1 protein-coding gene is annotated in these 1,111 nt (G+C 37.5%); it reads left to right on the top strand.

What is annotated here, in order from left to right; all coding sequences use genetic code 11:
* On the top strand, nt 1-1,111 hold a 1,111-nt coding region (gene ltrA, locus CD30_RS19085), incomplete at both ends, for a group II intron reverse transcriptase/maturase (protein WP_408056827.1).

Here is a 1,111-nt window from a genome sequence, read left to right as displayed (position 1 = left end):
ATTACTTACTACGTGAGAGGAAATGGAGAAACGAGTGTGCAACTTTTAGAAAAGATTCTAAGCAATCAAAATATGAATGAAGCCTACTTACGTGTCTATAGAAATAAAGGTGCAAGTGGGGTCGATGGAATAACGGTTGATGAACTTAAACAGTATCTGAAAGAGAACAAGGATGAACTACGTCAGCGCATCAGAACTAGAAAATACCAACCACAAGCTGCCTTACGAGTGGAAATCCCAAAAGAAAATGGAAAGATGCGCAAACTGGGAATACCAACAGTAGTGGATAGGGTGGTTCAACAGGCAATTCATCAAGTACTCAGTCCGATATTTGAAAAAGAGTTTAGTGAATACAGTTACGGTTTTAGACCAAATAGAAGTTGTGAGATGGCAATCATAAAAAGTCTCGAATTTCTGAATGATGGATACGATTGGATAGTGGACATTGACCTTGAAAGATTTTTCGACACAGTCAACCATGATAAACTCATGCGAATCATATCCAATACAATCGATGATGGAGATGTCATTTCTTTAATTAGAAAATACTTGGTCAGTGGGGTCTTGGTAAAGGGTAAATATGAGGAAACACCGATTGGAACTCCGCAAGGAGGAAACCTCAGTCCACTATTAAGTAACATAATGTTGAATGAACTGGACAAGGAACTAGAAAGTAGAGGACTCCATTTCGTGAGATATGCGGATGACGCTCTTATCTTTGTGAAGAGTGAGAAAGCTGCAAATAGAGTGATGGAATCAGTCGTGAAGTTTATAGAAAAGAAATTAGGGCTGATAGTCAATGCAGAAAAGAGTAAAATCGCTCGTCCAAAAGACTTAAAATTCCTGGGGTTTGGATATTACTACGATTCAAAAGACAAGAAATATCAAGTTCGACCACATACAATCTCAGTACAGAAATTTAAAAGGAAACTTCGACAACTAACAAAGCGAAACTGGAGCATTCCGTTAGACTACCGAATATTGAAACTAAAACAAGTAATATTTGGTTGGGTAAATTACTTTAGAACTGCAAACATGAAAACGGCTATGCGTGAAATTGATAAGAAACTACGCTCAAGAATAAGAGTAATCATTTGGAAACAGTGGAAGG

This window comes from Ureibacillus massiliensis 4400831 = CIP 108448 = CCUG 49529 (assembly GCF_000772965.1).
Lineage (GTDB): Bacteria > Bacillota > Bacilli > Bacillales_A > Planococcaceae > Ureibacillus > Ureibacillus massiliensis.
This window is presented reverse-complemented; position numbering and strand designations above follow the sequence as displayed.